At 65.8% G+C, this 5,244-nt stretch carries 4 protein-coding genes; 1 reads left to right on the top strand and 3 read right to left on the bottom strand.

The features are described from left to right. Nucleotides 1-50 precede the first annotated feature (50 nt). Together ACK5L9_RS21475 and ACK5L9_RS21470 are read right to left on the bottom strand one after the other, a co-directional pair. Complete coding sequence (locus ACK5L9_RS21475) at nt 51-1,658, bottom strand: GMC family oxidoreductase (RefSeq protein ID WP_416913494.1); 1,608 nt, start codon at nt 1,656-1,658, stop codon at nt 51-53. 14 nt (nt 1,659-1,672) lie between these two features. Further along, nucleotides 1,673-2,698 carry a LacI family DNA-binding transcriptional regulator gene (locus ACK5L9_RS21470; protein ID WP_416913493.1) on the bottom strand — a complete coding sequence of 342 codons (1,026 nt, stop codon included), beginning with the start codon at nt 2,696-2,698 and terminating at the stop codon, nt 1,673-1,675. A gap of 277 nt (nt 2,699-2,975) precedes the next feature. Between ACK5L9_RS21470 and ACK5L9_RS21465 the strand changes: the two genes are divergently transcribed. Then, the gene (locus ACK5L9_RS21465; RefSeq protein ID WP_416913492.1) at nt 2,976-4,133 is read left to right on the top strand and encodes a class I SAM-dependent methyltransferase; all 1,158 of its coding nucleotides are present in this window, start codon (nt 2,976-2,978) and stop codon (nt 4,131-4,133) included. A 65-nt stretch (nt 4,134-4,198) separates the two neighbouring features. Here the strand turns inward: ACK5L9_RS21465 and ACK5L9_RS21460 are convergent. Next, a partial coding sequence (locus ACK5L9_RS21460) for a cryptochrome/photolyase family protein (RefSeq protein ID WP_416913491.1) occupies nt 4,199-5,244 on the bottom strand: 1,046 nt, incomplete at its 5' end.

Here is a 5,244-nt window from a genome sequence, read left to right as displayed (position 1 = left end):
CGCTGATGCTGCGCCAATTTGATGATCAAATTGGCTTCCGTCAGCTATAATTACCCCGCGAGGATCAGATCGGCGGCTTTTTCGGCGATCATCGTGACCGGCGCATGGGTGTTTCCCGACACGATTGCCGGCATGACCGAGGCATCGACCACACGCAGCCCCCCGATACCGTGGACGCGCAGTTGCGGATCGACCACGGCCATCGGGTCGCGGCCCATGCGTGCCGTTCCAACCGGGTGAAAGATTGTCGTGCCCAGATCTCCGGCGGCGCGCAGCAGGGCGGCATCGCTGTCAACACCTGCGCCCGGCAATTTCTCGACCGGCCGGAACTGCTGCATCTGCGGCTGCGCCATGATCCCGCGTGCCAGCCGCAGCGCGGCGATGGCGCGGCGGCGGTCGTTGTCGGTGGACAGGTAGTTCGGCGCGATCACAGGTGGGGCGGCAGGATCTGCGGCACTGGCGCGCACGTACCCCCGGCTTTCGGGGCGCAGGTTGCAGACGCTGACGGTGATCGCCGGGTCGCGGTGCAGGGGCTCGCCGAAGGCATCCAGCGACAGTGGCTGGACGTGAAACTCCAGATCGGCGCTGTCCACATCCTCGCCCGAGCGTGTAAATGCCCCCATCTGGCTGGGGGCCATTGTCATCGGTCCGCGCCGCCGCAGGATGTAATCCAGTCCGATACCGATCCGGCCCGGCAGAGTCGCCATCATCGCGTTCAGCGTCGGCACGCCCGTCACGCCAAAGACCGTGCGCAATTGCAGATGATCCTGCAAATTCGCCCCGACGCCCGGCAAATCGTGCAGCGGTGCGACGCCGATGGCGGCCAGATCATTCGCCGCCCCGATACCTGATCGTTGCAGGATCACCGGACTGGCCACCGCGCCCGCCGACAGGATCACCCCGTCCCGCGCCGTCACGGCATGGGACTGCCCACCCCGGCGAAAGATCAGGCCGGTGCAGCGCCGCCCGTCAAAGGTCAGGCGGTCCACCTCGGCATGGGTCAGCACGGTCAGGTTGGCGCGGTTGCGCGCGGGCTTCAGAAACCCGTCCACCGCGTTCCAGCGCCGCCCGCGCCGCTGCATGACATGGAAATAGCCGACGCCTTCGTTGTCGCCGCGATTGAAATCCCCTGTAAAGGGAATGCCCGAGGCCTCGGCCGCCTCGCGAAAGGCGTCCAGTACCTGCCATGACAGGCGCTGTCTTTCGATGCGCATCGGGCCATCCGCGCCATGCATCGCATCCGCCCCGGCAAAAAAATTCTCGGATTTCAGGAAATAGGGCAGGACATCGTCCCAGCCCCAGCCCTCGTTGCCCGCCTGCCGCCATCCATCATAGTCGCGCGCCTGCCCGCGCATATAGATCATGCCGTTGATCGAGGAACAGCCACCCAGCAGCTTGCCCCGCGGATAGCGGATCGAGCGCCCGTTCAGCCCTTCCTCGGGCGCGGTCGAATAGCACCAGTCGGTGCGCGGATTGCCGATGCAATAGACATAGCCCACCGGCACCCGCACCCAGATGTAATTATCCGACCCGCCCGCCTCGATCAGCAGCACCTTGCGCGCGGGGTCGGCGCTCAGCCGGTTGGCCAGCACACAGCCCGCGCTGCCCGCGCCGGCAATGACGCTGTCGAAATCTGTGAAAGGAACGGGATCTGGCATGATTTCTCCTCTGGTCAGGGCCGGGGCGGCGCGGTCGATCTGCCGACGACAAGCTGCGCCTCCATCAGTTCCTGCGCAGGGGCGTGGCCCGGACGCTGGATCATCTCGATCAACAGTTGCGCAATGCGTCGCCCCGCCTGCCGAACGGGCGAACGCATCGCGGTAAAGCGCGGCACGGCGTCGGGATTAGCCTGATAGGACAGGTCGTCGTCAAAGGTGATGACCGACACGTCATGTCCCAGCCGCAGCCCCGCCTCATCCAGTACCTGCGCCACACCCGAAGCGACCACGATAGAGGATGTCACAAAGGCCGTCGGAGGCTCGGGCATGCCCAGCATCCGCTGCGCCGACCGATAACCAAGCCCCAGCGTCATCTCGCCCTGCGCCATCATCGACGGATCCGGCGCGATTCCCGCCGCCGTCAGCGCAGCCTCGTATCCAGCGCGGCGGCGAGCGGCGAAATCCATGAACTCATCCCCGTTCAGCAGGGCGATGCGGCGATGACCCAGTTGCAGCAGAAACTCGGTCGCGCGATGAAAGGCGCGCTGGTTGTTCACATCGACCCATGAATAGGGCTGCGTATAGGCGCTGACCCGGCCATGCATGACAAAGGGCATGTCCAGTTCCCGCAGCAGGGCCGGACGCGGGTCATCGACGCGCGGGAACTGCACGATCACCCCGCCGATCAGCCCCTTGGATTTCAGCGCGCGATAGGCCCCCGCCTGCCCGTCATCAGGCACTACGGACAGGTTGATCTCGACCCCGCGCGGGGCGCATTCCTCACCCACGCCGGCCAGAAAATCGGCATAGATCGGGTTCACGATCTCATTCCGGCCACTGATCGGGATGACGCAGCCGATGATCGAGGCATGCCCCATCGCCAGAAACCGCGCATGCGCATTCGGCGCATAGCCATGACGGCGCGCGGCCTCGATCAGCCGCTCACGCGTGCGGGCGCTGACCTCGGGATGGCCATTCAGGCCCCGGCTGACCGTGGTTGGTGACAGCCCGACCAGCCGCGCAAATTCCTTGAGCGTCATCTTCCTTACCGTCAAAAGGCCGGGCCGGAATGCCCTGCCGCAGAACACTATGCTTGCCCGCCACGGCTTCGCAAGACAAGCGCGCAGAACCCGTTCCACCCCATGCGACATGCCTGCACTTGCGCCATTGGCCCCGGTCATGGACAATCGGGATGTTCTTTCAATGGCAGGCCGCACCCGTTCCGCCCACGGAATCGCAGCCTCTGCACGCCGTCCTGCCGGTCGCGCCCTTGCGTGCCCGACCGGCAGGCAAGCATTGTCGCAGGGAGAGCCGGATATGATCAAGCGCAGGATTATACGCGATTTTCTGAACACAGCCGGGGGCATCCGCCGCGGCACACTGATTATCACGACGCCGGATTTCCACACCCATTGCTTTGGCGGGCAGGAACCCGGCCCCGATGCGGTCCTGACCCTGCATGACTGGCGCACGATCCCGGCGCTGGCCGCCAAAGGCGATATCGGCCTGACCGAAGCCTATCGCGACGGCTGGTGCGACACACCGGATCTTGAGGCGCTGCTGAGGCTGGCGCTGATGAACGAAGAGGTGCTGGACCGCTATATCTATGGCCACAGGTTACGGGCGCTGGCGGTAAGGGCGCTGTATCTGTTCAACCGCAACACCCGCGCCGGAGCCCGGCGCAACATCGCCGCGCATTACGATCTGGGCAATGAGTTTTATCGGCTGTGGCTGGACCCCGGCCTGACCTATTCCTCAGCCCTCTATGGTCCGAAAGATGACCTGCCCTCGGCGCAGCAGCGCAAATATGACCGGATCATCGACAATCTGACCAGCCGCTCGGGGCGGCTGCTTGAAATCGGCTGCGGCTGGGGCAGCTTTGTGGAACGCGCGCTGTCACGGGGCGATTTCGCGCCAAAAGGGCTGACCCTGTCGGTGGAACAGGCCCGCTATGCGCGTGGCAGGCTGGGCAAAAGCGCCGAGATCGCATTGCAGGATTACCGCGACGAAACCGGACGTTTTGACCACATCGTTTCGATCGAGATGTTCGAGGCAGTTGGCGAACGCTTCTGGCCGTCCTATTTCGATGCGCTGGCGCGGGCGCTGGCGGATCGCGGCCGGGCGATGGTGCAGACGATCACCGTCGCCGACCGCTATTTCGAACGTTACCGCAAAAGCAGCGACATGATCCGCAGCTTTATCTTTCCCGGCGGCATGCTGCCCTCGCCCGCGCAGTTCGAGGCCGGGGCGCGTCGCGCCGGTCTGGCGGTGCAGGACGCCTTCGGCTTTGGCCCCGACTATGCACGCACTTTGCGCGAATGGCTGGCCCGCTTTGACGCCCGGTTGCCCCAGATCCGCGACCTGGGCTTTGACGACGGCTTTATCCGTGTCTGGCGCTTTTACCTTGCCGCCTGCGCCGCCTCGTTCGAGGTCGGCCGTACCGATGTGATCCAGTACCGGCTGGCCCATGCCTGACCACATGCGGAAGGCAGCGGGGGGGGCCGGGGGGCGCAGCGCCCCCGGCCGTCGCGGGACGCAATTCATCCGGCAGTGCCGCCCTCCCGCGATCGGGGCCTGAAATCCTCATAGGCGGTCAACGCCCGCGCACGACCCCGCGCAAGCGACATTTCCGGCACGGGAATATCACGCAGATCGACACGCCAGGACCGGGGGGCGGCTTTGGCAAAATCCCGCGCGCCGTTGCCTTCGGGGCTTAGCCAGTACTCGCAATAGCGCGACGCCGCGTCGAATTTCTGCGCCTGAGTCTCCGGGTTGAAGATACGAAAATAGGGCGAGGCATCCGGTCCGCAGCCCGCCACCCATTGCCAGTTCGTCGCGTTCGAGGCCGGATCCCAGTCACTTAGCGTTTGCGCGAACCAGTCCAGCCCGACCCTCCAGTCGGTCAGCAGATGCTTGGTCAGATAGCTGGCGGCGATCATCCGCACGCGGTTGTGCATCCGGCCCGTCACGAACAATTCGCGCAGCCCTGCATCGACGATGGGCATGCCGGTCCGGGCGCGCCTCCAGTTTTCAGCCTGATCGTTGCCGGGTTTCCACGGAAAGCCGTTCCATTCCCGCCGCCAGCATTCGCGGTCCATCCGGGGATCGTCGTGGAACAGGTCGCGGGCGAATTCGCGCCAGCCCAGTTCGCGCAGAAAATCTCCGGTGCCCTGACGGCCTTCTTGCCATGCCGCCTGGCACAGGTACCAGATGCGGCGGGCGCTGATCTCGCCCACCGCCAGCGCATCCGACAGGCCCGACGTCCCCGCACGCCAGGGCAGGTCGCGCTGCTCGCAATAGGTTCCGACCGGGCCATCCAGAAAGGCCCGCAGCCGGTCACGGGCCGCATCCTCGCCCGCCTCGACATGCCGGGCCACAACGTCCCATCCGTGGCGCATGGCCAGCCGCGCCTCGGGCCAGTCGGTGCCGTCGCTGGCGGGCCATGTCGCGGGCGGCGTCAGGCGCGGGGCGTCCAGCGGCAGGGCGACGGGATGGGCGCGCAGCGCCCGCCAGAAGGGCGTAAAGACCTTGTAGGCCCCGTCCTGCCCCGTCCGCACCGCGCCGCGCGGCACCAGATCGGCCTGAT

The organism is Paracoccus sp. (in: a-proteobacteria) (assembly GCF_047973135.1).
GTDB lineage: Bacteria > Pseudomonadota > Alphaproteobacteria > Rhodobacterales > Rhodobacteraceae > Paracoccus.
The sequence above is the reverse complement of the archived record's forward strand: the minus strand, read 5'-3'. Positions and strand labels throughout refer to the sequence as shown.